The 25,854-nt window shown below is 75.3% G+C and carries 25 protein-coding genes; 14 read left to right on the forward strand and 11 right to left on the reverse strand.

Features of this window, described 5'->3' with window-relative positions:
* The first annotated feature begins 142 nt into the window (after window positions 1-142).
* Window positions 143-2,149, forward strand: coding sequence for an endonuclease/exonuclease/phosphatase family protein (locus OOJ91_RS27955; RefSeq protein ID WP_266249637.1), 2,007 nt, complete (start codon window positions 143-145; stop codon window positions 2,147-2,149).
* 90 nt (window positions 2,150-2,239) lie between these two features.
* Here the strand turns inward: OOJ91_RS27955 and OOJ91_RS27960 are convergent, their stop codons facing one another.
* From OOJ91_RS27960 to cofC, 5 genes are all read right to left on the reverse strand, one after another.
* Complete coding sequence (locus OOJ91_RS27960) at window positions 2,240-3,118, reverse strand: NUDIX hydrolase (protein ID WP_266249638.1); 879 nt, start codon at window positions 3,116-3,118, stop codon at window positions 2,240-2,242.
* Window positions 3,106-4,626, reverse strand: coding sequence for a CYTH and CHAD domain-containing protein (locus OOJ91_RS27965; protein ID WP_266249640.1), 1,521 nt, complete (start codon window positions 4,624-4,626; stop codon window positions 3,106-3,108). The genes OOJ91_RS27960 and OOJ91_RS27965 overlap by 13 nt, the downstream gene beginning before the upstream one ends.
* A gap of 24 nt (window positions 4,627-4,650) precedes the next feature.
* Window positions 4,651-7,011 (reverse strand): RNA degradosome polyphosphate kinase, encoded by a 2,361-nt coding sequence (locus OOJ91_RS27970; RefSeq protein ID WP_266249642.1) that lies wholly within the window; start codon window positions 7,009-7,011, stop codon window positions 4,651-4,653.
* A gap of 54 nt (window positions 7,012-7,065) precedes the next feature.
* Window positions 7,066-7,263 carry a cold-shock protein gene (locus tag OOJ91_RS27975; RefSeq protein WP_007456426.1) on the reverse strand — a complete coding sequence of 66 codons (198 nt, stop codon included), beginning with the start codon at window positions 7,261-7,263 and terminating at the stop codon, window positions 7,066-7,068.
* Window positions 7,264-7,361: 98 nt separating this feature from the next.
* The gene (gene cofC, locus OOJ91_RS27980; protein WP_266249645.1) at window positions 7,362-8,000 is read right to left on the reverse strand and encodes a 2-phospho-L-lactate guanylyltransferase; all 639 of its coding nucleotides are present in this window, start codon (window positions 7,998-8,000) and stop codon (window positions 7,362-7,364) included.
* A gap of 126 nt (window positions 8,001-8,126) precedes the next feature.
* Between cofC and OOJ91_RS27985 the strand changes: the two genes are divergently transcribed.
* The 5 genes from OOJ91_RS27985 to OOJ91_RS28005 all read left to right on the forward strand — a co-directional run bounded on the left by OOJ91_RS27985 (window position 8,127) and on the right by OOJ91_RS28005 (window position 13,115).
* Window positions 8,127-8,861 (forward strand): lysophospholipid acyltransferase family protein, encoded by a 735-nt coding sequence (locus OOJ91_RS27985; protein ID WP_266249647.1) that lies wholly within the window; start codon window positions 8,127-8,129, stop codon window positions 8,859-8,861.
* Window positions 8,858-9,865, forward strand: a complete 1,008-nt coding sequence (locus OOJ91_RS27990) for an NAD(P)H-dependent glycerol-3-phosphate dehydrogenase (RefSeq protein WP_266249648.1) — start codon at window positions 8,858-8,860, stop codon at window positions 9,863-9,865. Before OOJ91_RS27985 ends, OOJ91_RS27990 begins: the two co-directional genes overlap by 4 nt.
* Before the next feature lie 8 nt (window positions 9,866-9,873).
* Window positions 9,874-10,992, forward strand: coding sequence for a cystathionine gamma-lyase (locus OOJ91_RS27995; RefSeq protein WP_266249649.1), 1,119 nt, complete (start codon window positions 9,874-9,876; stop codon window positions 10,990-10,992).
* An 8-nt stretch (window positions 10,993-11,000) separates the two neighbouring features.
* Window positions 11,001-11,780 carry a putative protein N(5)-glutamine methyltransferase gene (locus OOJ91_RS28000; protein WP_266249651.1) on the forward strand — a complete coding sequence of 260 codons (780 nt, stop codon included), beginning with the start codon at window positions 11,001-11,003 and terminating at the stop codon, window positions 11,778-11,780.
* A gap of 285 nt (window positions 11,781-12,065) precedes the next feature.
* Window positions 12,066-13,115 carry an ROK family protein gene (locus OOJ91_RS28005; RefSeq protein WP_266249655.1) on the forward strand — a complete coding sequence of 350 codons (1,050 nt, stop codon included), beginning with the start codon at window positions 12,066-12,068 and terminating at the stop codon, window positions 13,113-13,115.
* 118 nt (window positions 13,116-13,233) lie between these two features.
* Here the strand turns inward: OOJ91_RS28005 and OOJ91_RS28010 are convergent, their stop codons facing one another.
* Window positions 13,234-13,434, reverse strand: a complete 201-nt coding sequence (locus OOJ91_RS28010; protein ID WP_266249657.1) for a DUF397 domain-containing protein — start codon at window positions 13,432-13,434, stop codon at window positions 13,234-13,236.
* 6 nt (window positions 13,435-13,440) lie between these two features.
* The gene (locus OOJ91_RS28015; protein WP_266249659.1) at window positions 13,441-14,286 is read right to left on the reverse strand and encodes a helix-turn-helix domain-containing protein; all 846 of its coding nucleotides are present in this window, start codon (window positions 14,284-14,286) and stop codon (window positions 13,441-13,443) included.
* Between the two features lie 274 nt (window positions 14,287-14,560).
* Here OOJ91_RS28015 and OOJ91_RS28020 point away from each other — a divergent pair, with 274 nt between their 5' ends.
* Both OOJ91_RS28020 and OOJ91_RS28025 read left to right on the forward strand, forming a co-directional pair.
* Window positions 14,561-14,779 (forward strand): hypothetical protein, encoded by a 219-nt coding sequence (locus tag OOJ91_RS28020; protein ID WP_266249661.1) that lies wholly within the window; start codon window positions 14,561-14,563, stop codon window positions 14,777-14,779.
* Between the two features lie 172 nt (window positions 14,780-14,951).
* Entirely contained in the window at window positions 14,952-16,052 is a 1,101-nt protein-coding gene (locus OOJ91_RS28025; protein WP_266249663.1) for a D-alanine--D-alanine ligase family protein, read from the forward strand.
* 74 nt (window positions 16,053-16,126) lie between these two features.
* On the opposite strand, the gene OOJ91_RS28030 is transcribed toward OOJ91_RS28025, so the two are convergent.
* Together OOJ91_RS28030 and OOJ91_RS28035 are read right to left on the reverse strand one after the other, a co-directional pair.
* Window positions 16,127-16,810 carry a DUF3515 family protein gene (locus OOJ91_RS28030; protein WP_266249664.1) on the reverse strand — a complete coding sequence of 228 codons (684 nt, stop codon included), beginning with the start codon at window positions 16,808-16,810 and terminating at the stop codon, window positions 16,127-16,129.
* Between the two features lie 9 nt (window positions 16,811-16,819).
* Window positions 16,820-17,053, reverse strand: a complete 234-nt coding sequence (locus OOJ91_RS28035; protein ID WP_007456453.1) for an Lrp/AsnC ligand binding domain-containing protein — start codon at window positions 17,051-17,053, stop codon at window positions 16,820-16,822.
* Window positions 17,054-17,206: 153 nt separating this feature from the next.
* On the opposite strand from OOJ91_RS28035, the gene OOJ91_RS28040 reads away from it, so the two are divergent.
* Both OOJ91_RS28040 and OOJ91_RS28045 read left to right on the forward strand, forming a co-directional pair.
* Window positions 17,207-18,139 carry a thiamine-phosphate kinase gene (locus tag OOJ91_RS28040; RefSeq protein ID WP_439117135.1) on the forward strand — a complete coding sequence of 311 codons (933 nt, stop codon included), beginning with the start codon at window positions 17,207-17,209 and terminating at the stop codon, window positions 18,137-18,139.
* 29 nt (window positions 18,140-18,168) lie between these two features.
* Window positions 18,169-18,630 carry a GNAT family N-acetyltransferase gene (locus tag OOJ91_RS28045; RefSeq protein ID WP_266249670.1) on the forward strand — a complete coding sequence of 154 codons (462 nt, stop codon included), beginning with the start codon at window positions 18,169-18,171 and terminating at the stop codon, window positions 18,628-18,630.
* Window positions 18,631-18,724: 94 nt separating this feature from the next.
* On the opposite strand, the gene rpmB is transcribed toward OOJ91_RS28045, so the two are convergent.
* Entirely contained in the window at window positions 18,725-18,916 is a 192-nt protein-coding gene (gene rpmB / locus OOJ91_RS28050; protein ID WP_007456456.1) for a 50S ribosomal protein L28, read from the reverse strand.
* Window positions 18,917-19,191: 275 nt separating this feature from the next.
* On the opposite strand from rpmB, the gene OOJ91_RS28055 reads away from it, so the two are divergent.
* Both OOJ91_RS28055 and recG read left to right on the forward strand, forming a co-directional pair.
* Window positions 19,192-20,805: a DAK2 domain-containing protein gene (locus OOJ91_RS28055; RefSeq protein WP_266249673.1), complete on the forward strand. Its 1,614-nt coding sequence runs from the start codon at window positions 19,192-19,194 to the stop codon at window positions 20,803-20,805.
* A complete protein-coding gene (recG, locus tag OOJ91_RS28060; protein ID WP_266249676.1) occupies window positions 20,802-23,000 on the forward strand; it encodes an ATP-dependent DNA helicase RecG in 2,199 nt (732 codons plus the stop codon). The genes OOJ91_RS28055 and recG overlap by 4 nt, the downstream gene beginning before the upstream one ends.
* Before the next feature lie 13 nt (window positions 23,001-23,013).
* On the opposite strand, the gene OOJ91_RS28065 is transcribed toward recG, so the two are convergent.
* Window positions 23,014-23,478 (reverse strand): AfsR/SARP family transcriptional regulator, encoded by a 465-nt coding sequence (locus OOJ91_RS28065; RefSeq protein ID WP_266249677.1) that lies wholly within the window; start codon window positions 23,476-23,478, stop codon window positions 23,014-23,016.
* Window positions 23,479-23,580: 102 nt separating this feature from the next.
* Between OOJ91_RS28065 and OOJ91_RS28070 the strand changes: the two genes are divergently transcribed.
* Window positions 23,581-23,820, forward strand: a complete 240-nt coding sequence (locus OOJ91_RS28070) for a hypothetical protein (protein WP_266249678.1) — start codon at window positions 23,581-23,583, stop codon at window positions 23,818-23,820.
* Between the two features lie 446 nt (window positions 23,821-24,266).
* Window positions 24,267-25,854: hypothetical protein (locus OOJ91_RS28075; protein ID WP_266249679.1), on the forward strand; the 1,588-nt coding region annotated here is incomplete at its 3' end.

Below are 25,854 nucleotides of genomic sequence, written 5' to 3' on the forward strand. Positions count from 1 at the left end.
GCCTGTCCGCGCAAAGGGCGTCCACCGTCTCGGTGGGCGTCCTTTGCGCGTGCCGGACCGTTGACCGGGCTCGGTCGTACGCGCAGAATCGCCGTGCCGGCCCCCCTCAAGGACCGGTCCGCCGACGGGAAATGGGGCGCCGGTGCGCTACCGCCAGCTCACCACCGGATCGCTCGCGCTGGGCGTCGTTCTGCTCATCGACGTGCTGCGCGTCTGGCTGCCCGGCATCATCACCATCTTCGGGCAGGCCGCGTCCACCCCGGCCGAGCTGATGGGCGCGTTCGCGCTCGGCTGGTTCGTCCTGGCGATGGCCGCGCCGGCACTGGTTCGGCGGGTGGGCCCTCGTTGGGTCGCCGGCACCGCGGCCGTGCTGTTGGCCGTGGCCCGGCTCGCGCTCACCAGCGCCCCGGGCGGCCGTCCGCAGCTCTGGTTGGCCACCGCCGGTCTGCTCGCCGGCCTGGTTTGGTTGGTGGGTGTCGCCGGTGGCACCGACCGTCCGGTGCCGGGACTGGCCCTGGGGTTGGCGGTCAACGCCGCCGTCCACGCGATGCTTGACACCTACGACCTCGTCTGGCGCGGTGGTGGGGTGGCCTGGCTGCTCAGCGCCGTCGCGGCGGTGCTCTTCCTGCTCGGCACGGCACTGCCCACGGTGTTGCCCGCCGCACTGCCCACCGCGCCGCCGGGCCCGGGTGGCGCCCGGTCCTGGTTGCTGGCCGGGCCGGCGCTGCTGCTGGCCGGCATGGTGGCCCTCGCGCCGGCGCTGGCCGAGGCCGGGATGTCGTACCTGGTGGCGGGCGGGGACGTCGCTCGCTCACCGCTGTTCGGCCTGGCGCCGGTGCCGGTGGCGGTCGCCGGGTTCCTGCTGACCGCCCTCGGGGGCCCGACCCGGCGGTGGGGCCGACCACTCGGGCCTGCGGCTCTCCTGGCGGGCGTGGTGCTCTTCGCCCTCGACCGTGGAGACCTGCTCGTCGCGGCAATCCTGCTCACCGCCGTCGGACTCGGCGCCTGCCTAGCCCTCACCGACGCTCCGGGCGCCGCCGACGCCGCCGGCGACGCCGTCGAGGCCGGCGGGACCGACGCCGACGCCGCCGCCGCCGTCAAGGCCGGCGAAACCGCCACCGCCACCGCCGGCTTTGAGAAGGCGGCAGGCGCGCGCCGAGCGGCGGCCCGTCGGGGGTACGCGGTCGCCGCCGGCATGCTGCTCTTCGTGCTGGGGGCCGTCGGCTACTACTCCGCCTACGACCTGGGCTACCCGAACGCGGCGGTGCCGGTGGTGGTGGCCGGAGTGGTCGCCGCAGTGGCCCTGACCGCCAGCCCCTCCGGCCACCGGCGTCCCGGCCCGCTTCCGCCGCTGCGGACAGCCGGCGCGGTAGCCGCATTGGCCCTGGTCGCGCCACTGCTCGCCGACGAGGTGGCGGTGGCGAGCAACCGGGAGGGTCCGCCGGAGCGGTTGCGGGTCGTGGCGTACAACATCCGAATGGGCTTCGGACTGGACGGCCGGTTCGACCTGGCCGGGCTGACCGCCGCGATCGACCGCCAGCGACCCGATGTGGTGCTGCTCAGCGAGGTGGACCGGGGCTGGCTGCTCAACGGCGGCCACGACACGCTGGACCTGCTGTCCGACCGGCTCGGCATGCCGTACGTGTTCGGGCCGGCCGCCGACCCGGTCTGGGGTGACGCGGTGCTCAGCCGGTGGCCGGTGACCGACCTGCGGTCCCGGCCGCTGCCGTCCCTCGGTGCGCCCACCGGAGCGCAGGCTCTCGCCGTCACCCTCGACCTCGGTGACGGAGTGCGCTGCGCAGTGGTCAGCACCCACCTGCAACCGCCGCCCGACGCGGGCCCGGTGGCGCAGGCCCGCGCCGTCGCCGACTTCGCCACCGGGTACGCGGCCGGCCGGCCGCTCGTGGTGGCCGGCGACCTCAACACCGAGCCGGGCGACGAGGCGTTCGAGCAGTTCACCGTCGCGGGCCTCGTCGACGCGTTGGCGCTCGCCCGTCCGCTGGCGACGAGCCCCGCCGACGATCCGCGCCAGCAGATCGACCACGTCTTCGTCTCGCCCGGTCTCACCGCGAGCGATCCGGTCGCGCCGCGCGGCGAGGCCAGCGACCACCTGCCGGTGGCGGTGACCCTCACACTGCCGCCCCGCTGACCGCCGACGGAGGGCGTGCGAGCCGGCCCCTCACGGGCCGGTACGGGCGGTTGGCAGCGAGCAGAGGGGCACCCGAGCCGGCCGCGGCGGCTACAGGCGGTCGGTGGCGAGCAGGCGGTCGCCGCTGAAGGCGAGCAGCCAACCGCCGCCCTTCGGGGTGGTGAAGTCCTCGTCGGCGCGGCCGGTCAGCTGCTCCAACGCCCCGGGCAGCACCTTGCCCTGGCTGCACACCGCCACCTGCCCGCCGGCGCAGGCCAGCTCCAGCAGTCGGGCGGCGGTGGCCAGCACCCGCTCGTCGCGTTGCTGACCCGCCTGCGGCTCGTCCAGGTCGCCGCACACGTCGATGGGCATGTCGAGCAGCGCGGCCGCCGGGTCCAGGGTCTGCACGCAGCGGCGCGGCGACGCCGACACCAGCCGGGCCGGCCGCACCACGGCGATCAGCGGCGCGAGGGCGTACGCCTGGGCCCATCCCTCGTCGTCGAGCGGGCGGGCGGTGTCCGGGCCGGTCCAGGTGGCCCGTTTGCCGGCGTGCCCGTGCCGCACCAGCGCGATCGTCGCGGTCACCGGCGGCAGCGCGGCGTACGCGGCCAACACCTCGGCGTCGTGCGGGTAGCTGACCAGCCGGACCGCTTCGTCGACGGGGAGCCACCGGATGTCGTCGACCTCGGTGCCGGGCTGGAAACCGCCGTCGGCGACCGCGAGCATCGACCAGTAGTCGACAAGCTTGGCCTGCCCCTCGCTGCGGTAGCGTACCGACGGCAGCCGCACCTGCGGCACGCCCCGCACGTCCGCCTCCTCGGCCACCTCCCGAACCGCCGCGACAAGCGGATGCTCGCCCGGTTCGAGCTTGCCCTTGGGTAGCGTCCAGTCCCCGTAGCGCGGGCGGTGCACCACGCAGACCCGGACACCGTCGGCGGTCGGTCGCCAGCAGACCCCGCCGGCAGCCCGGATGCCCGTCACGGCAACCATCTGGTGCGTCGTCGCCGGGTCGCCCGGTGCCACACGGCGGGGAACCGGGCCCGCATGAGGCGGACCGTGTCGCGTTCCCGCTCGGCCAGCCGCCCGGCGGTGACCGCCAGCTCGTGGTCTTCCGGCCGGTCGGCGGCGAGGGCGAGCCAGGTCTCGGCGGCAACCGCCGCATCCTGGTGTTCGCCGAGCACGTCCTGGACGCCTGCCAACGCGCGGGCCAGCCGCCGCGCGTCCTTCCCGACGGCCGGAAGCACGGCGCTGACCGCGTAGCGGGCCTGCTTGCCCTCCTTGCGGACGGTGTGCCACCGGTCGTCGGGGGCCGACGGGTCGAGCCCGTCCACGCCGTCCGGGCCGCTGAGCTGCCGCCACGGGCGGGCCACAAGCTTCGGTAGCGTGCGCCCCGCCGGGGTGGCCGCCCGTCGGGTGAGCCGGGGCGCGCGGGCGGCCAGCACCAGGGCGTCGGTCAGGGCCAGGTAACGCGGGGAGCGCAGCGCCTCGTCGATGGCGGCGTGCGCCTGCCGCTGCCGCTGCGCGAGCGCCTCGTCCAGCCGGTCCACCGCGCCCGCGTCGAGTGGGCTGAGCGGATCGGCGGTCGCGGTGCGCCGCAGCCGATCGCGCAGCACCTCGGCGTCGCGGGCCGCGCCGAGTACTCCGGCCAGCCAGCGCAGCTCGTCGCGCAGGGGCCGCGCCCAGCTCCGGCGCACCAGCGGCCGGAAGGTGCGCAGGTCGCTGCGCAGCCGCCGGCAGGCCACCCGCATCTGGTGTACGGCGCTGTCGCCGCCGTCGGTCGACGTGCGCAGCCGCACCAGCGGGTCGTGCGCCAACAGCCGGCCCACCTCCTTGCGGACCGCCTCGGTGACCACCTCCCCGGCGCTCGGGTCGGTCGTCAGCCCGCCCGGCCCGACCAGGTCGGGGTCGGCCTGCGCCATCGCCCCCAACGCCCGGACGTGCTTCGGGGTGAACGAGCCGGCCCCCGCCCCGGCCTCGCGCAGCACGCCGCCGATCCGTTCCAGCAGCTTGCGGTCGCCGGCCTTGCGCTCCACCTCCACCTCGCGGAACGCGTCCGTGGTGGCGCCGGTGTCGTCGAGGACCGTCACCCGGTCGTCCACCACCTCGGCGAGCACCGTGCCGGCCCGGTCGCACACCTCGTGGGCGTGCCGAACGGTGCGTACGACAGTCACCGGCGCCAGCGGCGCGCCCCGGTGCAGGGCGGTGACCAGCTCGACCAGCTCCGGCGGCGGCTGCCCGACCGGCCCGGGGCGGGAGATCTCGTGCCGGACGCCTGGTGTGCCGGTGGGCAGCTTCACCGTCCACGGCAGCTCGTCACCCTCTCGGTGGCGCAGCGACGCCCCGGCACGGGCCAGCCGCAGGTCGACAGTGTCGAGATAGCGGGCGACGAGCGTCACCGGCGGTAGCTCCCGGACCCGGCCGCCGGCCGGTGACGTGGCGGACAGGTCCGGCAGCACGAAGGGGTCGTCCACCTCGTACTTCTGCTCCTCCTCGACCATCAGCTCAGCCTATGCCGTGATCGGTCAGCCGGCCGTGCCACCGACGCGGCGCAGCAGCAGTTCCTGCAGATGCACCCGGGCCGCCTCCTCGCCGCCGGTACGCCGCGTCCAGGTGCCGTCGCCGGCCAGCTCGAACGCGTCCACGTCAGGGCTCATCGCGGCGGTCAGCACGTGGTCCAGCTCGGCGCGGGCGACCGGATCGCTCACCTGTACCAGCGCCTCCACCCGCCGGTCCAGGTTGCGGTGCATCAGGTCCGCCGAGCCCATCCAGAACTCGGCCTCGCCGTTGTTGCCGAAGCGGAAGACCCGGGAGTGCTCCAGGAACCGGCCGAGGATCGAGCGGACCCGGATGTTCTCCGACAGCCCCGGCACCCCCGGACGCAGCGTGCACATGCCCCGGATGAGCAGGTCGACGTGGACACCGGCCTGGGACGCCCGGTACAGCGCGTCGGTCACGCCCTCGTCGACAAGCGAGTTGACCTTGAACTGGACCAGGCCGGGCATGCCCAACCGGACGTGCGCGATCTCCCGCTCGATGCGTTCGATGAGGCCACTGCGGATGCCCTGCGGGGCGACCAGCAGCCGCCGGTACGCGGTCTGCCGGCTGTAGCCGGTCAGCACGTTGAACAGGTCGGTCAGGTCCGCCCCGATCTCCGGATCGGCGGTGAGCATGCCGAAGTCCTCGTACAGGCGGGCGGTCTTCGGGTGGTAGTTGCCGGTGCCGATGTGGCAGTACCGGCGGATCTGGTTGCCCTCCTGCCGGACCACAAGCGCGGTCTTGCAGTGCGTCTTGAGCCCCACCAGGCCGTACACCACGTGGCAGCCGGCGCGTTCCAGGGTGCGGGCCCAGCCGATGTTGGCCACCTCGTCGAAGCGGGCCTTCACCTCCACCAGCACCACCACCTGCTTGCCGGCGGCGGCCGCGTCGACGAGCGCGTCGACGATCGGCGAGTCGCCGCTGGTGCGGTAGAGGGTCTGCTTGATGGCCAGCACGTTGGGGTCGGCGGCGGCCTGCTCGATGAACCGCTGCACGCTCGTGGCGAACGAGTGGTACGGGTGGTGCACCAGGATGTCCCCGTCGCGCAGGGTGGCGAAGACGCTGCGCGGTACCTCGCCCTCGGCGAGCCGGGGATGCGTGGCCGGCACGAACGGCGGGTCCTTGAGGTCGGGGCGGTCGGCCTCGCCGTACACCTGCCACAGCGCGGACAGGTCCAGCAGGCCGGGCACCCGCAGGACGTCCTGGTCGTCCATGTCCAGCTCGCGGACGAGCAGCTCCAACATGTGGTCGGAGATCGACGCGGCGACCTCCAGGCGGACCGGCGGGCCGAACCGCCGTCGGGCCAGCTCCCGTTCCAGAGCCTGGAGCAGATCCTCGTCGCGGTCCTCGTCGACCTCGACCTCGGCGTTGCGGGTGACCCGGAACAGGTGGCACTCGACCACCTGCATGCCACTGAACAACTGACCCAGGTGCACCGAGATCAGGTCCTCGACCGGCAGCATCCGCACGCCCGGCTGGTCCCGGTCCACCCGGACGAAGCGGGGGACGTTGTTGGGCACCTTCACCCGCGCGAACAGCTCGGAACCGCCGTCCGGGTCCCGAACCGCCACCGCCAGGTTCAACGACCGCCCCGAGATGTACGGGAACGGGTGCGCCGGGTCCACCGCGAGTGGGGTCAGCACCGGGAAGATGTGCTCCCGGAAGTAGGTGCGCAACCGCTCCCGCTCGCCGTCGCCCAGCTCACCCCAGCGCAGGATCCGGATGCCCTCGTCGGCCATCTTGGGCAGCACGTCGTCGACGAAGCAGGCGGCGTGCCGTGCGCCCAGCGCGGCGGTCCGCTCGGCGATCAGCTCCAGCTGCGTGCGCAAGGGCAGCCGGTCCCCGCCGCGCACCGGCAGGCCGGCGGAGAGCCGCCGCTTCAGCCCGGCGATGCGGACCATGTAGAACTCGTCGAGGTTGCTGGCGAAGATGGCCAGGAACTTGGCCCGCTCCAGCAGCGGGGTGCGCTGGTCCTCGGCGAGGGAGAGCACCCGCGCGTTGAAGTCGAGCCAGGACAGCTCCCGGTTGAGGAAGCGGTCCTCCGGCAGTGGGGGAGCCGCCGGTGGGTCGTCGTCCGAGTCGCCGCCCGTGGCGAGGCTCCCGGAGGGGCCGGGCACTGCCGCCCCGGCCGCCGGGCCGTCCGTCTCCGTGGCAGGCACGCTGGGTTCGATGACCTCGTCGAGCCCGGAGGAGGCGGCACCCGGGTCGTCGGCGAGCGTGTCGGCGCGGGCGGCGCCGGCCCGTTCGGCCCGGGACGGGCGAAAACGGCCGTCGGTGCCGCGGACGCGGGCGCCGTTGCGGGGGTCGGTGGCGGGAGAGGTGACCGGATGCTCGCGAGGGGTGCTCACCCGCTCATAATCACCCGATTCGAGTTAACGCAAAATGAACTTGGCCTCGCCAGCTCAGTTCATCGTCGGCAATGTCACTCGGACGACCTCGCCGTCGGGATCGGTGTCGATCCGCACCCGCTGGCCGAGCCGGAGCAGCCGCAGGCCGGAGGCATCGAACGCCCGGGCGGGAAAGCGCAGCTCGGTGCCGTCGTCGAGCAGCAGGACACCACTGCGCGTTGCCGCGTCGTAACTGGCCACCGTGCCCTGCATGCTGGCACCGTACACCGGCGGGTCGGCTCGTTTCAGCGCGCCGGGCAGCCGGCGGGTCGGCTCCTTCAGCGCGCCGGGCAGCCGGCGGGTCGGCTCCTTCAGCGCGCCGGGCAGCCGGCGGCGAGCAGCGCGGCGGTGCGCGGCCCCAGCCCCAGCCGGGCGGCGGTGGCCAGGTCGTCGGCGGTGTCCACGTCCCGCCGCAGGCTTGGCCAGTCGCCACTCAGCGGCAGCGCCCCGCTCGCCGCGTGCGCCGCCGCCGAGCCGACACCGAACCGTGGATCGAGGTCGACGCCCGGCGGCGCGGCGAGCAGCACCGTGCCACCGCCGGGGGCGTCCGCCACGAACCGGCGTACCCCCTCGTGGCCGCGCTGCGCCGCGAGCAGCGCGTCGGTCAGCTCGGCCGGGCGCAGCGCCGGCAGGTCGGCGGTGAGCCCGGCCACCCACCGCCCGGGGGTCTGTGCCGCGCCGTGCCGGAACGCGGCGTTCAGGCCGGCGTCCGGCACGTCGGGCAGCGTCCGCGCCCCGGCGGCCCGCGCCGCGGCCGCCACCCGGGTGTCGTCGGTCACCACCAGGGCCTCGGCGACCGCCGGGCAGGCCAGCACCGCGCGGAGCGTGTCGGCCGCCAGCGCCAGCGCCAACTCCTCGTGCGGTACGCCGGGCAGCGCGCCCCGCAGCCGGCTCTTGGCCGCAGCCAGACGCTTCACCGGCACCACCACGGCCCACCTCGGCTGACTCACGTCCGCAATCCTGCCAGCCGGACGACGGGACCCTCGCTGGCCGTACCGGGGGCGAGCAGGCATGATTTCCGCTGCGGGTGTCGCGGGTGGGGCCCGCGGCGGGTCGGGGCGCGACGAGGAGGCACAGTGGCACGGCGGAGGCTGGGGTTCTGGCAACGGTTCGCCGTGGGGCTGGTGAAGCCGGTGATGACCGTCTGGACCCAGCGGACCTGGCGCGGCCAGGAGCACCTCGCCCAGGACGGCGGCATGATCATCGTCGCCAACCACATCTCGCACGCCGACCCGTTGGTCTCCGCGCACTTCATCTACGACTCCGGCCGGTGGCCGCAGTACCTGGGTAAGGCAAGCGTGTTCCGGGTGCCGCTGGTCGGCTGGATCCTGCACCGCTGTCGGCAGATCCCCGTCGAGCGCGGCAGCGTGGACGCGGTCCGCTCACTTGACAGGTCGGTCGCCGCCCTCGACGAGGGCGGCGCGGTGGTGATCTACCCGGAGGGCACCACCACCCGACAGCCGGAGCTGTGGCCGATGAAGGCCAAGACCGGCGCCGCCCGGCTGGCCCTGGCCACCGGCGCACCCGTGGTGCCGGTGGTGATGTGGGGACCGGAGCGGATCTTCGACCCGCGGACCAACCGGCTGAACCCACGCCCCCGGATCCCGGTGACAGTGGTGGCCGGCGAACCTGTCGACCTGAGCCGCTGGGCGGGCACCCCGCCGACCCGGGCCACCCTCGAGGAGATGACGGACGCCATCATGCTGCGGCTGCGGGACATGCTCGCCGAGATCCGCGGCGGCACCCCGCCGCCGCTGTGGGAACGACCGGTCCGACCGTCCGTCGAGCGCCACCACGGTGAAGCGGCATGAGCGGCCACGTCGCGGTGCTGGGCGCCGGCTCCTGGGGCACCGCCTTCGCCAAGATCCTGGCCGACGCGGGGCGGGACGTGACCGTGTGGGCCCGCCGCGCCCCGGTGGCGGAGAGCATCCGCGCCGAGCGCCGCAACCCGGAGTACCTGCCGGACCTGCTGCTGCCAGCCCGGGTCACCGCCACCACCGACGCCATCGAGGCGATCAGCGGGGCCGAGGTCGTGGTGCTGGCCGTGCCCTCGCAGACCCTGCGCGGCAACCTCGCCGAGTGGGCCGGGCACCTGCACCCGGACGCCACCCTGGTGTCGCTCATGAAGGGCATCGAACTCGGCACCACCAAGCGGATGAGCGAGGTCATCGTCGAGACCGCCCGGGTGGCCGCGGACCGGGTGGTGGTGGTCTCCGGCCCGAACCTGGCCCCCGAGATCGCCGCCGAGCAGCCCGCCGCCACGGTGGTCGCCGGTACCAACAGCGACCGCACCGCCCTCGTGCAGTCGTCGATCCGGACGCCGTACCTGCGGCCGTACACCAACGACGACGTGATCGGCTGCGAGCTGGGCGGCGCGGTCAAGAACGTGATCGCCCTGTCGTACGGCATCGCCACCGCGATGGGTTTCGGCGACAACACCCGGGCCATGCTGATGACCCGGGGGCTGGCCGAGACGGCCCGCCTCGGTGTGGCGCTCGGCGCGGACCCGATCACCTTCGCCGGCCTGGCCGGCATGGGCGACCTCGTCGCCTCCTGCTCCTCCCCGCTGGCCCGCAACCGCACCTTCGGCGAGCACCTGGGTCGGGGCGAGACGCTGGAGCAGGCCCAGGCCGCGACGCGGCAGACCGCCGAGGGCGTCAAGAGCTGCCTCGCGATCCGCGACCTGGCCCGCGCCCACGGGGTGGAGATGCCGATCACCGAGCACGTCGAACGGATCTGCCACGAGGGGATGGACCCGCGCCTCGCCGTCGACACGCTGATGAGCCGAACCGCCAAGCCCGAGTCGTACGAGTGAGGGAACCGATGAGCGAACTGGGAGACGGCACCCGCTGCGTACGCGCCGGCCTGCCCGAGCCGGCGCCGGGCGACCCGTTCCTGCCCGGTCCGGTCTTCGCCGCGCCGTACCACCTCGACCCGTGGCAGGGCCAGGGCACCTCGCCGAACGGCTACGGCCGCCCCGACAACCCGACCCGGCGGCTGCTGGAGGCCGCCGTGGGCGAGTTGGAAGGCGGCGACTGCCGGGTGTTCGCCAGCGGTCAGGCCGCCATCACCGGGACGCTGCTCACCCTGCTGCGCCCGGGGGACACCGTGGTGCTGCCCTCCGACGGCTACTTCCCCGTCCGGGCGTTCGCCACCTCCGTGCTGGAGACGATCGGCGTGCGGGTCGTCTTCGTGCCGACCGTGGGCCCGTACCCGTCCTTCGAGGGGGTCCGGCTGGTGCTTGTGGAGACCCCGGCCAACCCGGGTCTCGACGTGGTGGACGTGGCCGCCCTGGCGGAACGGGCGCACGCCGCAGGCGCCCTGCTCGGCGTCGACAACACCACTGCCACCCCGCTCGGGCAGCGCCCGCTGGACCTCGGCGCCGACCTGGTGGTGGCCTCCGGCACGAAGGCGCTCACCGGCCACTCGGACCTGCTGCTGGGCTACCTGGCCAGCCGGTCGGCCGAGGTGATCGAGGCGGTGACGCTCTGGCGTACCGGCACCGGCTCGGTCCCGGGCGCGTTCGACGCCTGGTTGGCGCACCGGTCGCTGGCGACCCTCGACCTGCGGCTGGCCCGGCAGAGCGCGAACGCCGCCGCCGTCGCCGACCTGCTGGCGGCCCGCTCGGACGTAACAGGTCTGCGCTGGCCGGGGCTGGCGGACGACCCGGCGTACGCGGTGGCCTCGGCGCAGATGCGTCGGATGCCCGGGGTGCTCTCGTTCGACCTGGGCGACGCCGACCGGGTGGCCCGCTTCGTCGAGGCCGCGCGGCTGGTGGCGGCGGCCACCTCGTTCGGCGGTCTGCACACCACGGCCGACCGGCGGGCGCAGTGGGGGGACGACACCGCCCCCGGCTTCGTCCGGCTCTCCTGCGGTGCGGAGGACACACCCGACCTGGTCGCCGACATCGCCGCCGCGCTGGACGCGGCCGGGCCGGCCTGAGCGATCCTGTGACGTTCACCGATCGACCCGCTCTGGTGAGCCGGCTGCGTGCCGCCGGCTGCGTGTACGCCGAGGACGAGGCCGAGCTGCTGCTGGCCGCCGCGGACTCCCCGGCGACGCTTGCCGACCTGACCGCCCGACGCGTGGCCGGGGAGCCACTGGAGTACCTGCTCGGCTGGGCGGAGTTCTGCGGTCTGCGGATCGCCGTCGACGCGGGCGTCTTCGTGCCGCGCGGTCGGACGGCCCTGCTTGTCGACGTGGCCGTCGAGCTGACCGGCCCGGCGCCGGCCGTGGCCGACCTCTGCTGCGGCTCCGGGGCCACCACTGTCGCGCTGGCACGCCGCCTCGCGCCGCGCTGGCTCGCCGCCGCCGACATCGACCCGGCGGCCGTGGCCTGCGCTCGCCGCAACCTCGCCGGCCTGCCCGCCGAGGTGTACGAGGGTGACCTCTTCGCACCGCTGCCGACGCACTGGCGGGGGCGCCTCGACCTGGTGGTGGCAAACGCCCCGTACGTGCCGACCGACGCGGTGGCGCTGATGCCGCCGGAGGCGCGGCTGCACGAGGCCCCGGTGGCGCTCGACGGTGGGCCGGACGGGCTCACCGTGCTGCGCCGGGTGGGCGTCGACGCGGCACACTGGCTGGCACCCGGCGGGCACCTGGTGGTCGAGGCCGGCACCACGCAGACCGACGCGCTCTGCGACGCGTTCCGCGCGGCGGGGCTGGTCCCGAGCGTGCGGCACGACGAGGACCGCGACGCCACCGCGGTGACCGCCCGCCGCCCGGCCTGACCCCGCCCGCCTGCGCTGTGGCGGAGATGCCGGGTTGACCCGCCACACTCGTTCGCGTCCGCTGCTCTGCTTCGACCGGCGCGCCACTCGCGGCCGGTTTCTGGTACGCGGAGTGAAGCGGAGCAAGGGACGTGCGACAGCAATCCGGGGCACCGGGGACAGCTGATCAGGGTGTCGCCGGGGCTCGGCTGGTACCCCCGGCCCGGTTTCGGTGGGCGGGCGTGGCGGGGGAGCGGGGTTGGCACTAGCCTCGGCTCACACTCATGAGGGCGGGAGGCGGTTTCGGTGGGCAGCGCAGGTGTGCCGGTGGTCGTTGGCCTGGACAACGGTGGCACCAGCAACAACGCCACAGTCCTGACGGTGGACGGCCGGTTCCTGGTGGACGGGCTGCTGGAGATCCCCAGCGAGGTGCGCTCCGGGCCGGACGCGGCGATCGAGGCGCTCGCCCGGGCGCTGGACGGGGCTCTGGCGCAGACCGGCGTTTCCCGCGAGCTGGTCCGGGCGGTCGGGCTGGACACGCCCGGCCCGGCCAGCGCCACGGGCGTCATCTCGTCGCGCGGCTCGACCAACTTCTCCCAGCCGGCCTGGCGTGGCTTCGACGTGCGAGGGGCGCTCCAGCGGCGGCTGGGCCTGCCGGTGATCTACCACAACGACGGCAACGCGGCGGCGCTCTACGCCCACCACGTGCACTTCGGCGACGAGGCGATGGCCCGTTCGTCGGTCGCGGCGATCGTCGGTACGGGTCTCGGCGGCGGGGTGGTCGAGAGCGGCAAGGTGATCGCCGGCGCCGCCGGCATGGCAGGCGAGCTGGGCCACGTGCACATCCCGCTGAACGGGCTGCTCGGCCCGGACCAGCCGGACCCCACCTGCGCCTGCGGCTTCACCGGCGACGTGGAGAGCGTGGCCTCGCTGACCGGCATCGAGCGCAACCTGTTGCCGTACTGGCTGACCCGCCACCCCGACCACCCGCTGGCCGCCGAGCCGCTGGCGCGGGCGGCGAAGCTCGTGCGGGGCTACGGCGAGCGGGGTGACGTGCTGGCCCGGGACCTCTTCACCCAGCAGGCGATGGCGCTGGGCCGCCTGTTCACCGTGGCGGCCAACTTCACCGATCCGCACGCGTACTTCGTGGGGGGCGGGGTGGTGGAGGCGGCGCCGGAGTTCCGCGACTGGTTCCTGGCGACGGTCCGCGAGCACACGGTCCTGCGCGAGGAGCAGGCAGCGGTGGCCACCTTCGCGCTGGTGCCGGACCGCGACATGGCCGGGGCGCGGGGTGTGGCGATCGCCGCCCTGGAGGCGCTGCGCGCCGTGCCGGAGCCCCGCCCGCTGGTCGCCTGAGTCCCCGCTCGTCGGGCTGCGTCCGCTTGGCTGAGCGTCCCTTCCGCGCCCGCGCCCCGCTGATCGGGCGTTGACGGCCCGGTCAGCGGGGCGCGGGGGCGGGGTGGTCGCGCTCAGGTCAGCGGCGCGGTGGGGCCTGAGCGAAGGCGGCCCAGGCCGTCGGGGGGAACAGCAGGGCCGGGCCGGCCGGGTCCTTGGAGTCGCGGACGGCCACCCGTTGGGGGATCGTGGCCACCTCCACGCAGGCGCCCTCGTCGCCGCTACGGCTGCTCTTGCGCCACGCCGCCGCGGCCAACGCCGCTGTGATCGTCGGTGTCATTCGGTCCTACCGTCCCTTCAGGACTGACAGAAGCATCGCCCGGCTGTCCGCCGGACTGAGCGCCACGCTGCGCAGATGCTCCATGATCTTGGTGCAGGTACGCGTCTCGCCCGCGCGGTCGAGGATCATCTGACCGGCGACGGTCTCCACCGAGGCGATGATCGGGTCCTCCGGGTCGGCGAACTCCAGGATGTGCAGCGACCCTCGGGTGCCTCGGTGGTAGCCGGCGGAGAGCGGGATCACCTGGACGGTGATGTTCGGCAGCTCGGCCATCTTGACGAGGTGCCGTAGCTGGCCGTCCATCGCCGACTGGTCGCCGACCGGACGCAGCAGCGCGCCCTCGTCGATGATCGCGTCGAGGATGGGTGGGGTGTCGGCGGTGAGCCGCGCCTGGCGGTCGAGCCGGACCTTGACCCGCTGCTCCACCAGCTCGTCGCCGAGGGTGTGCGGACCGCCGCGCATCACGCCGCGGATGTAGTCGGCGGTCTGCAGCAGGCCGGGCACCACCGACGGCTCGAAGTTGGCGATGGCGGTGGCCTCCGCCTCCAGGGCGATGAAGTCGATGGTGCGGGGGTCGAGCAGGTACGAGTACGACACCCACCAGCCCGGTTTGCGGGCGTCCTTGGCGAGCTGCACCGCGGCGGCCACCTCCTCGGAACCCACCCCGTACGAGGTGAGCAGGGCGCGCACGGTGGCCGGGCTGATCAGCGTCTGGGCGTTCTCGTAGCGGGAGAGGGTGCTGCGGGTGCTGTTGATCTCATCCGCGGCGGTCTCCAACGTCAACCCGGCGGCTTCCCGGTGGGTGCGCAGGGCGATACCGAGTCGGCGGGCGCGGGCGGTCTTCGGGGCCATGCATCGATGGTCGCACACATTCATGGGAACGGGTACATGAGAGATGGGCGATGAGAGTTGCATTCATGGCTGTAGACGTGTCAATCTGTCATCGCGTCCTCACCGCCGGTTGTCGTGGCGACGGTGGTGGTGAGCGACCGGAGGGGATAGGGCGCGCGGCGATCGGGTTTCTCCCCCGTACCCGATCGCCGCGTGCCGTCCCTTCCCGCCCGCCGGAAGGAGACGACGTGCGTGCCGATCCGAAGTCTCTTGCCCTGCACCGCGAGGGCCGGCGATGACCCGCTTCCTTGTCGTGCTCACCGACGTACGTCCCGTTGAGGGCGTCGACCGCAACGAGCGCGTCGCCCCCGAGCGCCGCCGCCAGGTGGTCGGCGCCAGCAGCAGGGAGGCCGCAGACCGGATCGCGGGAGCCTTCATGGCGCTGGGCATGGTGCGGGCCGGACGGCAGCGGGTGAAGGTGATAGCGGTCGGCCGCCGGCACGCCGGGGACTGATCAGTCCCCGGTCATTCCGTCACGCACCGTATATGCTCTGTTGACCGATTGCGTGTCGGGTCGCGGCTCGCCGGGTATCGCCGCGCCTGATCGCCACGCACAGTAAGGTCAACCGCGTGAGCGCCACCGGCGAGCACGACCAGCCGCAGTCGCGTACGAAGAGGTGACCGGAGTGACCACCCCAGGCAAGACCCGCGTGGCGATCGTCTTCGGCGGCCGCAGCCCGGAACACGGCATCTCCTGCGTCAGCGCCGGCAGCGTTTTCGCCGCACTGGACCCGGACGAGTACGAGGTGGTGCCGGTGGGCATCACCCGCGCCGGCCAGTGGGTGCTGACCAGCGGTGACCCCGCCCAGTTCGCCATCAACGCCCGCCAGCTCCCGGAGATCACCGCCGAGTCTGGCGCGGACGTCGTGCTGCGCGCCGACCCGACAGGCAACGGGCTGATGGTGCTCGACCCGACCGAGGGCCCCCGGGCGCTGGCCGACGTGGACGTGGTCTTCCCGGTCCTGCACGGCACCTACGGCGAGGACGGCACGATCCAGGGCATGCTGGAGATGGCCGGCATCCCCTACGTGGGGGCGAACGTGTTCGCCTCCGCCGCCGCGATGGACAAGGAGTTCACCAAGAAGCTCTGCGCGGTCGAGGGCATCCCGGTCGGCGCGTACGCGGTGCTGCGCAACGGGATGACGCTCGGCGAGCAGGACAAGGAGCGGCTCGGCCTGCCGGTCTTCGTCAAGCCGTCCCGCGCCGGCTCGTCGTTCGGCATCACCCGCGTCACCGACTGGGCCGACCTGGACGCGGCGGTCGCCACCGCCCGGCAGTTCGACCCGAAGGTCATCATCGAGGCCGCGATCGTCGGCCGCGAGATCGAGTGCGGTGTGCTGGAGGGCGAGGCCGGCGGCGCCCCCGAGGCGTCCGTGCTGGCCGAGGTGCGGGTCGTCGCCGACCACGACTTCTACGACTTCGAGGCCAAGTACCTCGACGACTCCTGCGAGTACGACATCCCGGCCGGGCTGCCGGACCGGGTGGCCCGCCAGGTGCAGGAGTACGCCGTCCGCGCGTTCACCGCGCTGGACTGCGCCGGCCTGGCCCGGGCCGACTTCTTCGTCACCCCCGAGCTGGACGTCTACCTCAACGAGATCAACACGATGCCCGGGTTCACCCCGACGTCGATGTTCCCCCGGATGTGGACGGCCTCCGGTCTGGAGTACCCCAAGCTTGTCAACCGGCTGATCCGTACCGCCCAGCGGCGGGGCGTCGGCCTGCACTGAGCCGCCGGTCCCGACGCGCGGCCCGGCAGACGGGCCGCGCGTCAGCGGATCAGCGCGGGCCGCGCGTCAGCGGATCAGCGCTGGCAGCCGGCGGGGATGGCGCCGCCCGAGGGCACCGACGCCACGATCGCGCTGGAGATCGGCGAAGCCCACTGCAACGGCTGCTCGTACGACCGCGGGATCCGGACGGTGACAGGCGTCTCCCGGTCGACTGTGGTGAGCACTGTCACGTCCGTCTGCTCGACGGGGTGCCAGCACACCCGGTTGACCATCCAGACCTCGTCGGTGGCCGGGAAGGTCGGCTCGGTTCCCCCACAGGCCACGGTGAGCGCGGGGTCGCCGTACGCGGCGTTCTGTTCCGGACCGGCGGTGACCGGGCGCTGGGCCCGATCACGGATGGTCTGCGGCAGCTGGGACAGCAGCGCGCGGCAGACCGTGGCCGGACGCTCGGCCAGCGCCGGGGCGGCCATCTCCACCGGAGCGGTGGACTGCGCCCGTGTGGTGCTCGCCGACGGGCTCGGTGCGGCGGCCGGCGTGTCCGGGGCGAGCTTGGCGAAGGCCAGCACGGCGACCAGCAGTGTGATCGGCAGGGCGATCAACGTGGCCAGCAGGGCGGCGCCCCGGATGGTCCGGTCCCGCCCGGCCGGCGCGTCGGCGCCCGGGTCGGCGCTCTCGCGGATACCGTCGGCCGGCTCGGGCGTCCCGTCAGCCGGCTCGCGCTTCCCGTCGTCGTCCAGAGCAGCCGAGGAGGTCGTCATCTCGTCCACTTACAGCCGCACCACCGAACACGTGAGGGTGCGGGTGATGCCGGGCACCATCTGCACCTTGCTGACGATGAGTTTCCCAAGCTCGTCGACGGTGTTCGCCTCGGTGAGGACGACCACGTCGTACGGCCCGGTGACGGCGTCGACGCGTACCACGCCGGCGATGTCCGCGATGAGACCCGCCACGTCACGTGCGCGGCCGACCTCGGTCTGGATGAGGATGTACGCCTGTACCACGACTCGACCTCCGTCCGTCGCCGCCCGGGAGCGGCCCGAAGGGTGAAACTACCTTACGGACCAGGTCTGATCCCTATCGGTGGTCAAGGAGCAGCGGTGAGCGAGCGCGGCGGTGCCGGGCAGTACGGGCCGAACGCCGGCGGTGGCGCCAGCGTGGCCGGGATCGGCGAGTTCGGGCTGATCGGGCGGGTCACCGCCCGGTTGGCGATGGGCCCGACGACTCTGCTCGGCCCGGGTGACGACGCGGCGGTGGTGGCCGCGCCGGACGCCCGGGTGGTCGCCTGCACGGACGTGCTTGTCGACGGGCGGCACTTCCGGCGGGACTGGTGCTCGGCTGCCGACGTCGGTCACCGGGCCGCGGCGGCCAACCTGGCCGACATCGCGGCGATGGGCGCCACTCCGACAGCCCTGCTGGTCGCCCTGTGCATGCCCGCCGACCTGGAGACGAGCTGGGCGGAGGGCCTGGCCGACGGGCTGGCGGCGGAGGCAGCCACGGTCGGCGCGAGCGTGGTCGGCGGGGACATGTCGGCGAGCCCGACCCTGACCATCGCGGTCACCGCGCTGGGCGACCTCGGCGGCCGGGCGCCCGTGGTGCGCTCCGGCGCCCGCCCGGGGGACGTGCTGGCCCTGGCCGGCCGCATCGGGTACGCGGCGGCCGGGCTGACCGTGCTCACCCGGGGCTTCCGCACCCCCCGACTGCTGGTCGAGGCGTACCGGCGGCCGCAGGTCGCCTACCCGGCCGGGCCGCAGGCCGCCCTGCTCGGCGCGACCTCGATGATCGACGTCTCGGACGGGCTCCTCGCCGACCTCGGGCACGTGGCGGAGGCAAGCGGTGTGGGGATCGACGTGCGCCGCGACGCGTTCGAGGTGCCCCGGCAGATGGCCGACGCCGCGCGGGCGCTCGGCGTCGACCCGTACACCTGGATCCTGGCCGGTGGCGAGGACCACGCGCTGGCCGCGACCTTCCCCCCGACGGTGGCGTTGCCGCCGGAGTGGCGGCCCATCGGCCTGGTGACGGAGGGTGCTCAGGTGACAGTCGACGGCGGCGCGTACGACGGGCCTCGGGGCTGGGACCACTTCCGGTGACGCCTCGTGCCCGCCGTATCCTGGGCACCGTGAGTGAGATCGAGATCCGGGTGGTGCGGTTCGACGCGCCGGTGGCGCAGCAGTTGATCCGGGCCGCGCTTGCCGACCTCGCCACCCGCTACGGGGGCACCGGCGACGACACCCCGGTCGCCGCGACCGAGTTCGAGCCGCCGGACGGGGCGTTCCTCGTCGCCTACCTGGCCGGTGAGCCGGTCGGCTGCGGTGGCTGGCGCAGCCACGGCCCGGACACCGCCGAGCTGAAGCGGATGTACACCGCCCCGGCGGCCCGTGGCCGCGGCGTGGCGCGGACGGTCCTCGCGGCGGTGGAGCGCTCGGCCCGTGAGCAGGGCCGCAAGCGGATGGTCCTGGAGTGCGGGGACAAACAGCCCGAGGCGATCGCCATGTACGCGTCCGCCGGTTATGACCGGATCCCGAATTTCGGCTTCTACAAGGACGCGGAGGGCTGCGTCTCCTTCGGCCGCACGCTCTGAACGGCCGGCGACCACCCGGGCGGGGACACGACAGAGCCGGCGGACCGCAGGGGGCCGCCGGCTGAGCCGAACGAGAAGAGGTGGTGCTGCCGCGTCAGGCGCGGGTGACCTTGCCGGCCTTGATGCACGAGGTGCAGACCTGCAACTTCTTGGTGTTACCGCCACCGGCCGGGGTACGCACCGACTGGATGTTCGGGTTCCAGCGGCGGTTGGTCCGCCGGTGCGAGTGGGACACGTTGTGGCCGAAGCCCGGTCCCTTGCCACAGACGTCGCACACGCTAGCCACGGGATACTCCTGGGATTGAAACGTTCATGAGGTCGCCGGCAGGTGCTGCCCGGGCAACCTGGTCAGGTTACCCGATGACTCGCCGACCCGGCCAACCGGCCCGGTCGGGCGGTCGTGCGCGGCCCGGGCCGGGCCTGCTGGTGGGCCGGTGGGCCGGCCCGGCGGCAACGGTACCGGAGGCGTGGACCCGGGCCGGGAGCACCGTCGGACCGGGCGCGGAGGGACACGCCGGACGAGTCCGACGCGTGTCGGTGCGCAACAGTAGGCTTCTGGCCGTGCTGGACACCCTCGACGCCGCAGCGGTCCGCCGCTGGTGTGCGAGCGGGTTGGCCGCGCTCAAGCGCCACCAGGGCGAGATCGACGAGCTCAACGTCTATCCGGTGCCCGACGGTGACACCGGCACCAACCTGGTGCTCACCCTCACCTCGGCCCAGCAGGCCCTCTCGATGGACCTGGACACCCTCCCGGACAGCGGCTCCACAGCCCACGGCCACGCGCTGCGGCTGATGGCCCAGGGCGCGCTGCTCGGCGCCCGGGGCAACTCCGGGGTCATCCTCTCGCAGATCCTGCGCGGCTTCGCCGACGCCGTCGTCGCCGTGCCGGCGGTGCGCGGGCGGGCGCTTGCCGTCGCGCTGCGGGCCGCGACCGCCGCCGCGTACACGGCTGTCGGCCGTCCCGTCGAGGGCACCCTGCTCACCGTCGTCGCCGCGGCCGCCACCGGGGCCGAGCAGGCGGACAGCGACGACCTGCAGGCAGTGGCCCGCCGCGCGGCGCGGGCGGCGGCCGAGGCCCTGGCGCGTACGCCCGAGCAACTGCCGGCCCTGGCCCGCGCGGGGGTCGTCGACGCGGGTGGCCGAGGGCTCTGCGTCCTGCTCGACGCCCTGGTCGAGGTGCTCACCGGCGAGAGCGCCACCCCGCTCGCGCCACCGCCGCGCACCGCCCGCCCGGCGGCCACCGTCGCGCGGGAGACCGGTTCCGAGGAGTACGCCTACGAGGTGCAGTTCCTGCTCGACGCCTCCGCCGACGCGGTGGTGGTGCTGCGCCGGACACTGGACGCGCTTGGTGACTCGCTCGTCGTCGTCGGCGACGGGCGCGAGCCGGCCGGCACCTGGAACGTGCACGTGCACGTCAACGACGTGGGCGCGGCTGTCGAGGCGGGGGTCGCCGCCGGCCGCCCGTACCGGATCTCGGTGACCCGCTTCGCCGACCAGCCGGAGCCGCCCGCCGGCCCGACCGAGGACGGCCGGGCCGCCGTGGTGGTGGCCACCGGCAGCGGGATCGCCGAGCTGTTTGCTGCGGAGGGCGCGACGGTGGTGCCCGGCAACCCGTCAACTGGTGAGCTGCTGGACGCCGTGCGCGGCACGGGGGCGGCCCGGGTGGTGGTGCTGCCCAACGACCCCAACACCGAGGCGGTCGCGAGCGCGGCGGCCCGCGAGGCGCACCGGCACGGCATCAAGGTGAGCGTGGTGCCGACCCGTTCGCCGGTGCAGGCCCTCGCGGCCCTGGCGGTCCGCGACGGCACCCGTCGCTTCGAGGACGACGTGATCGCGATGGCCGAGGCGGCCGGCGCCTGCCGCTACGCCGAGGTCTGCCACGCCAGCAGGGAGGCGCTGACGGTGGCCGGCCCCTGCCGTCCCGGCGACGTCCTGGCACTTGTCGAGGGGGAGGTGCACCTCATCGGCGCCGACCTCACCGACACCTGCGCCGCAGTGGTCGACCGGATGCTCGGCGGCGGCGGCGAGTTGGTCACCCTGCTGGCCGGGGTGGACGCCCCCGCCGGGCTCACCGATGCCGTCCGCGCGCACGTCGCGCGGCGCTGGCCGTTCGTCGAGGTGCAGGCGTACCCGGGCGGCCAGCCGTTCTATCCGCTCCTGGTGGGGGTCGAATGAGCGAGCCGGCCACTGTGGACACCCAGTTGAAGAAGCTCGTCGGGGACAAGACGGCCAAGGCGTTGGCCGCCCACCTCGACCTGCACACCGCGGGTGACCTGATCTACCACTTCCCGCGCCGCTACGACGAGCGCGGCGAGCACACCGACATCCGGTCGCTGGATGTCGGCGAGCAGGTCACCGTGCTGGCGCAGGTGCAACGCACCGCCGTACGGCCGATGCGTCAGCGCCGGGGCAACCTGCTGGAGGTGACAGTCGGCGACGGCTCCGGCGGCCTGCTGACGCTGACGTTCTTCGGCAACCAGGCGTGGCGCGAACGGGAGCTGAAGCCGGGCCGGTGGGGGCTGTTCGCCGGGAAGGTCACCGAGTTCCGCGGCAAACGCCAGCTCAACGGCCCGGAGTACGTCCTGCTCGGCGAGGGCGGTGAGGGCGAGGCGGCGGTCAGCGACGAGATCGAGGAGTTCGCCGGCGCGCTGATCCCCGTGTACCCGGCGGCGGCGGCCGTACCGACCTGGGTGATCGCCCGCTGCGTGCGGGTCGTGCTGGACACGTTCACCCCGCCGGAGGATCCGTTGCCGGCCACCATGCGGGCCGGCCGGAAACTCGTCGACCTGGGCGCCGCGCTCCGCGAGATCCACAGGCCCTCCACGAAGGAGGACCTCTACCGGGCCCGACACCGGCTCAAGTGGGACGAGGCGTTCGCCGTCCAGCTGACCCTGGTGCAGCGCAAGCACCGGGCCGCCGACTGGCCGGCCCGGCCCCGCCCGCCGCGCGCCAACGGGCTGTTGGACGCCTTCGACGCCCGGCTGCCGTACGAGCTGACCGCCGGTCAGCGCGACGTCGGCCGGGAGATCGCCACCGACCTGGCCGCAGCGCACCCGATGCACCGGCTGTTGCAGGGCGAGGTGGGCTCGGGCAAGACAGTGGTGGCGCTGCGGGCCATGCTCCAGGTCGTCGACGCGGGCGGACAGGCCGCTCTGCTGGCCCCCACCGAGGTGCTGGCCGCCCAGCACCACCGGGGCATGCTCGACCTGCTGGGGCCCCTCGGGCGGGCCGGTGAGCTGGATTCCGCCGAGCACGCCACCCGGGTGGAGCTGGTCACCGGCTCGCTGGGCGCGGCGGCCCGCCGCCGGGCGCTCGGCGAGGTGGCCAGCGGCAACGCCGGCATCGTGCTCGGCACCCACGCCCTGCTCTACGAGGGCGTCGACTTCGCCGACCTGGGTCTCGTGGTGGTCGACGAGCAGCACCGCTTCGGGGTGGAGCAGCGCGACGCGTTGCGGGCAAAGGCCGACCAGCCGCCGCACACACTGGTCATGACGGCCACCCCGATCCCGCGCACGGTGGCGATGACCGTCTACGGCGACCTGGAGGTGTCCACCCTCTCCCAACTGCCCCGGGGCCGGTCGCCGATCGCCTCGCACGTGGTGCCGGCCTCCGAGAAGCCGGCCTTCCTGGACCGGGCCTGGCGTCGGTTGCGCGAGGAGGTGGCCGCCGGCCACCAGGCGTACGTGGTGTGCCCGCGCATCGGAGAGGGGCCCGCGTCGGAGGACGAGCCGCCGCCCGAGGACGACAACGGTCGCCGGCCGCCCCTCGCCGTGACCGAGGTGGCCCCGCTGCTGGCCGAGGGTCCACTGCACGGTCTGCGGATCGGGGTCCTGCACGGCCGCCTGCCCGCCGACGAGAAGGACGCGGTGATGCGCACCTTCGCGGCCGGTGACCTGGACGTGCTTGTGGCGACCACGGTGATCGAGGTCGGTGTGGACGTGCCGAACGCCACCGTGATGATCGTGTTGGACGCCGACCGTTTCGGCGTCTCCCAACTGCACCAGCTGCGCGGCCGGGTCGGCCGGGGCGCCGCCGCCGGGCTCTGCCTCCTCGTCAGCGAGGCCGCCGAGGGCTCGTCGGCGCGGGAACGGCTGGACGCGGTGGCGTCCACAGGCGACGGGTTCAAGCTCGCCGAGCTGGATCTGGAGCAGCGCCGCGAGGGCGACGTGCTGGGCGCCACCCAGTCCGGGCACCGCTCGCACCTGCGCCTGCTGTCCCTGCGCCGCGACGCCGACCTGATCCGCGACGCTCGCGCCGAGGCGATCACCCTGATCGAGGACGATCCGGAGCTGACCCGCAACCCGGCGCTTGCCGCGTCGGTGGCGGCCCTGGTGGACGAGGACCGCGCGGAGTACCTGGAGAAGGGCTGACGCCGGTCCGGTCCTAGGAGGCGAGTCGGGCGATGGCGAGTTCGTCGCGTTGCAGGATCGAGCCCTGTAGCTGCTGAAGGCGCCCGGATGGCTCGATGCCGAGAGCTTCGTTGAAGGACTTGCGAGCCTTCTGGTAGGCGCCGAGCGCTCCGGCCGGATCGCCGGTGAGGTACAGCGCTCGCATGAGTTGCTCCCAGGGTCGGTCGCGCAGGGGCTGGTCGAGCACGAGGGCGCGGATGTCGTGCAGGAGGCTGCTGGTGGCTCCGAGCGCAAGTCGGGCGTCGATGAAGTCCTCGGTGGCAATGACGCGCTGTTCGTCGAGGTCGGCGAGTTGTTGCGTGAGGGTGCCGGTAGCGGTGATGTTCTCACCCGCTGGGCCCCGCCACAGTGCGAGAGCGTCATGCAGCAGCGTCGCTGCCGCCGCATGTTCGCCGGCTCTCAGATGTGCCTGCCCGTGGCGAGTGAGGTCGGTGAACACGCGGGCGTCGGGGCTGCAAGTTCAAGAAGCCGTTCACCGCGACTGCCAACTGGGTCGACGACCCCAAAGGCAGCCATCGCCGGAGTCGCCGTCGGTTTGGCCGTGGGTGTCGGTTGCGGTTTCGCGATCGGCGCGACGGGTGCCGGTGCGGTCGCCTGCGGTGCCCTCGCCGGCGCCGCCGCCAACATGGTCACGTACGCCATCGAGACCAAGGTCGAACACAAGGGCAACGTCAGCCTCGGCGGCATGCTCGTCCAGGGCGCGATAGGCGCCGTCGTCGGCATGACATTATCCGCCGGAAGGCGGCGCTTCTGGGCAAGGTTCCATGCCCCAGGCCAGTAGGAGAAGTCCAGCTGGCAGGCCAGCCCTCTCCAGAATTTTTTTTTTTTGGCCGGCCTGCCTGCTGCACTCCCCTTCATTGTTGTTGCGCGCGCGCGCCCCCCCCCCCCCCCCCCCCCCCCCCCCCGCTTGCATGGCATGGCCCTTCTTCCGGGGGGGGGGGGGGGGGGGGGGGGGGGGGGGGGGGGGGGGGGGGGGGGGGGGGGGGGGGGGGGGGGGGGGGGGGGGGGGGGGGGGGGGGGGGGGGGGGGGGGGGGGGGGGGGGGGGGGGGGGGGGGGGAGGGAAAAAAAAAAAAAAAAAAAAAAAAAAAAAAAGAGAGAGAGAGAGAGAGAGAGAGAGAGAGAGAGAGAGAGAGAGAGAGAGAGAGAGAGAGAGAGAGAGAGAGAGAGAGAGAGAGAGAGAGAGAGAGAGAGAGAGAGAGAGAGAGAGGGCGGGGGGGGGGGGGGGGGTGCGGGCGGCGGGCGCGTGGCAGCGCGGGCGCGCGGTGGGCGCGGCGCGGCGCGGCGCGTGCGCGGGGCGGCGGGCGGGCGTGCATGCGCGTGGCGTGCGCGTGCGCGGGCGGTGGCGCGCCGCGAGCCCGCCGGGAGCGCCGCGCGCGCGCGCGCGGCGCGGCGCGCGCGCGTGTGCGCAGCGCGCGCGCAGCGCAGCGCGCGCGCGCGCGCGCGCGCGCGCGCGCGCGCGCGCGCGCGCGCGCGCGCGCGCGCGCGCGCGCGCGCGCGCGCGCGCGCGCGCGCGCGCGCGCGCGCGCGCGCGCGCGCGCGCGCGCGCGCGCGCGCGCGCGCGCGCGCGCGCGCGCGGCGCGCGCGCGCGCGCGCGCGCGCGCGCGCGCGCGCGCGCGCGCGCGCGTGCGCGCGCGCGCGCGCGCGCGCGCGCGCGCGCGCGGCGCGCGCGCGCGCGCGGCGCGCGCGCGCGCGCGCGGCGCGCGCGCGCGCGCGCGCGCGCGCGCGCGCGCGAGCGCGCGCGCGCGCGCGCGCGCGCGCGCGCGCGCGCGCGCGCGCGCGCCGCGCGCGCGCGCGCGCTGCGCGCGCGCGCGCGCGCGCGCGCGCGCGCGCGCGCGCGCGCGCGCGCGCGCGCGCGCGCGCGCGCGCGCGCGCGCGCGCGCGCGACGCGCGCGCGCGCGCGCGCGCGCGCGCGCGCGCGCGCGCAGCAGCGCGCGCGCGCGCGCGCACGCGCGCCGCGCGCGCGCGCGCGCGCGCGCGCGCGCGCGCGCGCGCGCGCGCGCGCGCGCGCGCGCGCGCGCGCGCGCGCGCGCGCGCGCGCGCGCGCGCGCGCGCGCGCGCGCGCGCGCGCGCGCGCGCGCGCGCGCGCGCGCGCGCGCGCGCGCGCGCGCGCGCGCGCGCGCGCGCGCGCGCGCGCGCGCGCGCGCGCGCGCGCGCGCGCGCGGCGCGCGCGCGCGCGCGCGCGCGCGCGCGCGCGCGCGCGCGCGCGCGCGCGCGCGCGCGCGCGCGCGCGCGCGCGCGCGCGCGCGCGCGCGCGCGCGCGCGCGCGCGCGCGCGCGCGCGCGCGCGCGCGCGCGCGCGCGCGCGCGCGCGCGCGCGCGCGCGCGCGCGCGCGCGCGCGCGCGCGCGCGCGCGCGCGCGCGCGCGCGCGCGCGCGCGCGCGCGCGCGCGCGCGCGCGCGCGCGCGCGCGCGCGCGCGCGCGCGCGCGCGCGCGCGCGCGCGCGCGCGCGCGCGCGCGCGCGCGGGCGCGCGCGCGCGCGCGCGCGGGGGGGGGCGCGGCGGCGCGCGCGCAGCGCCCCGCGCGCGCGCGCGCGCGCGCGCGCGCGCGCGCGCGCGCGCGCGCGCGCGCGCGCGCGCGCGCGCGCGCGCGCGCGCGCGCGCGCGCGCGCGCGCGCGCGCGCGCGCGCGCGCGCGCGCGCGCGCGCGCGCGCGCGCGCGCGCGCGCGCGCGCGCGCGCGCGCGCGCGCGCGCGCGCGCGCGCGCGCGCGCGCGCGCGCGCGCGCGCGCGCGCGCGCGCGCGCGCGCGCGCGCGCGCGCGCGCGCGCGCGCGCGCGCGCGCGCGCGCGCGCGCGCGCGCGCGCGCGCGCGCGCGCGCG

It is taken from the genome of Micromonospora lupini (genome assembly GCF_026342015.1).
Lineage (GTDB): Bacteria > Actinomycetota > Actinomycetes > Mycobacteriales > Micromonosporaceae > Micromonospora > Micromonospora lupini_B.